Annotated in this window: 4 protein-coding genes; 2 read left to right on the forward strand and 2 right to left on the reverse strand. The window is 45.0% G+C overall.

Translation table 11 applies throughout. The features are described 5' to 3' along the window. Positions 1-402: phage integrase N-terminal SAM-like domain-containing protein (locus Q0991_RS07625; RefSeq protein WP_299486999.1), on the reverse strand; the 402-nt coding region annotated here is incomplete at its 3' end. 451 nt (positions 403-853) lie between these two features. Between Q0991_RS07625 and Q0991_RS07630 the strand changes: the two genes are divergently transcribed. Both Q0991_RS07630 and Q0991_RS07635 read left to right on the forward strand, forming a co-directional pair. Continuing rightward, a complete protein-coding gene (locus tag Q0991_RS07630) occupies positions 854-1108 on the forward strand; it encodes a hypothetical protein (protein WP_299487001.1) in 255 nt (84 codons plus the stop codon). Positions 1109-1196: 88 nt separating this feature from the next. Next, a complete protein-coding gene (locus Q0991_RS07635) occupies positions 1197-2339 on the forward strand; it encodes a peptidylprolyl isomerase (RefSeq protein ID WP_299487003.1) in 1143 nt (380 codons plus the stop codon). Between the two features lie 217 nt (positions 2340-2556). Here the strand turns inward: Q0991_RS07635 and Q0991_RS07640 are convergent. Then, on the reverse strand, positions 2557-3037 hold a 481-nt coding region (locus Q0991_RS07640; protein ID WP_299487005.1), incomplete at its 5' end, for an efflux RND transporter permease subunit.

Below are 3037 nucleotides of genomic sequence, written 5' to 3' on the forward strand. Positions count from 1 at the left end.
TGGGGTTACGGGAATACTGATGGCCGCACCGGGATTGTCCTCGATGTATCCTGCTTTTTCGAGCCAGGTAAAGAAGCTTTTAAGTGCCGTCAACACTGCCCCCACTGAGCCTTGCTTCAACTGCCGACCCGATTCCAGATAGGTCTTATAGCGCTTCAAATCATTTATGGTAATCTGGTGCCAGTCCTTATTCACCCACAAGCTGAACTGTCGTAAATGTCGTTCATAATTACGACGGGTGTTGGCCGCCAAATTCTTCAGGGTGAGGAACTGTTCGATTCGTTGAGATCGCAGATTCACCACTGCTGGTTTCACAGGGACTGGACTCGGCTCCGATTTCTCCTTGCCGAACTCTATGAGACGGACAGGCGGGATGTCGGAAGTTTGAGAGAAACGCGACATAATTTTGACCACAGAGTATGAATTCCAAGCTCACTATATTAGATCGGGCATTTTAATTCCAGATTTGTATCCAAAAATCGGAATTAAAATGCTATTCGAGCATCAAAGCTTTGCTGTGTATTCTTTTGAGCGAATCCCAAAGGTCTAAAGCTTTTGATGATTTAGTGTAATATTTGCCTGCTTCTACGAAGACATTCTGAGAACCGGATAACAGCCATACATTATGTGCACACAGTAGCTTAGAGCAAGTTTGACAATACAGATTTTCCGTCACAGTGGATTACTGCTCATAATTTCCTCACAAGCTATACCTAACCTTTGAGTGGCACTATTCAAAGCTAATGAGATTATTTCTATTTTCTTAGAGTATAAAACCTATCAATGGTAAGAGATTTTGATTCGCTATTTTGTTGATTTAAATCGATTTTGTCGATATCGGGAGGAATAAAAAATGAGCTTAGAAACTTATCAAAAGGAAGTACAACATCTAGGAGAATCAAAAGGTGTCAAAGACCACGACCATGACTTAGTTCATGACCTGAGTCGTAGGCTAGATGCCTTATGGCGGTATGACCAATATATTGCCAACGCTGAAGGGCATGAATCAGTAAAGTCCTTTTGGATAAGGGTTAAGCAACAAGAGCAAGAAAACATAGCGGAGTTGAAGAAACTGCTCTCAGAGCATATAAAAGTTGGTGATTTCTAAAGTTATCTCTCTAGCGTTCTTTCATTCCCCTAAGTATGCCTAAAGGTAACAGTGCAATGTAGGAAAACGAGTGTGAAAGGAGGTAGCTATGACAGTTCTGATTCTAAAAATCTGGAAGCAATTGGCCCACAGATTTGCTTCTGTAGCTGTGAGTGCTGTGCTGTGCTGGGGCTTATTATCTCTAGGCTGGCTCCCTAGTCATTTGACCCTTTGCTGGGCTGCTTTGCCCACAGGTGATGCGGTGACTAACCCCAGAACATTGCTGCGACTTGCACTCCCTACAGATAATCAGGCCCTTGAAACTGTTCAGCAATCTCTGGAAGAGATGCCACCTCAATTAGATGATCCAGCAGCACAGATGCAAACCAAACAATGGCCTGAGGTGGAGAACCAAGTATCCAAAGCAGTACAAACGTTTAAAAGAGCAGAATCAGACCTTCTTGCTATGGTTCCTACCCCCTATCGGTCTCAAGCTTCGGACCGCATTGAACAAATTAATTCTGGTCTGGCAGATCTAAGGGTGCTAGCTGATCAGAAAGATGAAGAAGCATTTGCCGCCAAACTCACTCAAGTCTGGAATACTGTCGATCTGCTGGCTGCTTCTATGATCAAACAATTTCCGGTGGATATTCCTGACGACTACCAAACCCTCCCGCAGCTCAAAGGGCGTTCAGTTGTTGCCATGGATACTAGCAAGGGACCCATCACTATCATGGTAGATGGTTACAGTGCTCCCATTACTGCAGGCAATTTTCTTGATCTAGTGCAGCGGGGATTCTACGATAATCAAACGTTTACCCGAGCAGATGAAGCCTATGTGGTACAGACGGGTGATCCAGACGGACCAGATGCTGGTTTTGTTGATCCTGATACAGGTAATTATCGGTCTATCCCCTTGGAAGTGCTGGTCAAAGGAGACTCTGAGCCAGTCTATGGCTTCACCTTAGAGGAGTTAGGTTTATCCCTGTCTGAACCCATTCTGCCCTTTTCGGCTTACGGTACTGTTGCCATGGGCCATCCGCCTGGAGAACCCAATCAGGGTTCGTCTCAGTTTTTCTTTCACTTATTTGAGCCAGATTTAACTCCAGCAGGATTAAATCTTCTAGATGGTCGTTATGCCGTCTTCGGCTATGTGGTTTCTGGTCAAGAGGTTCTAGAAAAGTTGCAACACGGCGACCAACTTAAGGGCGTAGAAGTGGTAGATATATCTCCCTCAGACGCATTGACTTAAAAACCACTTTCGTCAACTTGCTGGAAGAAAGCATTTTGCCATAGATAAGTTCCTGTACCAAAATGGCAAGGTTCAACATCAAAAAGATTAGGGTGACATTTTCTGAAGCAGATAAATTCTCAAAGCCTATGTCTGATAATAGTTTCAATTAATTCTGTTATTTCAAAAGTGTTACCCTTGTTTGAACCATACCGAACGATTCTCACCTAGACTTCAGCTATGGCAGTGTTTGCTCACTAAGCAGCTTGACTTCTGTTGCTAGGGGTTGGTGAGACTTATCAGGATTTCGACGTTCACCGTAATACATAAGTGGAATCACAACTAGGGTCAGCAGGGATGATGCTAACATGCCGCTGAGCAGCGTCCAGGCTAGCCCCGACCAGACCGGGTCGCTGAGGATGGAGAGGGTACCCAACATTGTGGTGACGCTAGTAAGAAGGATGGGTCGGAAGCGAGTCGCCCCTGCTTCAAGAATGGCCAGCTTTAAGTCAGTCCCATCCCGTAATTTGTCGCCTACGAACTCTAGTAAGACAATGGCGTTGCGCACGACGATTCCTGCCAAGGCAATCACCCCAATCATAGCTGTGGCACTGAAATAAACACCATTGAGAGAAAAGCCAATCAAGATGCCAATTAAGGCGAGAGGAATGCTGCCCAGAATAATCAAGGGCACCTTAAAGCTGCGAAACTGGCCAACA

The sequence above is a fragment of the Acaryochloris sp. IP29b_bin.137 genome (assembly GCF_028285745.1).
Taxonomy (GTDB): Bacteria; Cyanobacteriota; Cyanobacteriia; order Thermosynechococcales; family Thermosynechococcaceae; genus Acaryochloris.

Excerpts from the sequence above, each read along its gene's own strand:
- Q0991_RS07630 (WP_299487001.1), top strand. The coding sequence starts at position 854 with ATGAGCTTAGAAACTTATCAAAAGGAAGTACAACATCTAGGAGAATCA.
- Q0991_RS07635 (WP_299487003.1), top strand. The coding sequence starts at position 1,197 with ATGACAGTTCTGATTCTAAAAATCTGGAAGCAATTGGCCCACAGATTT.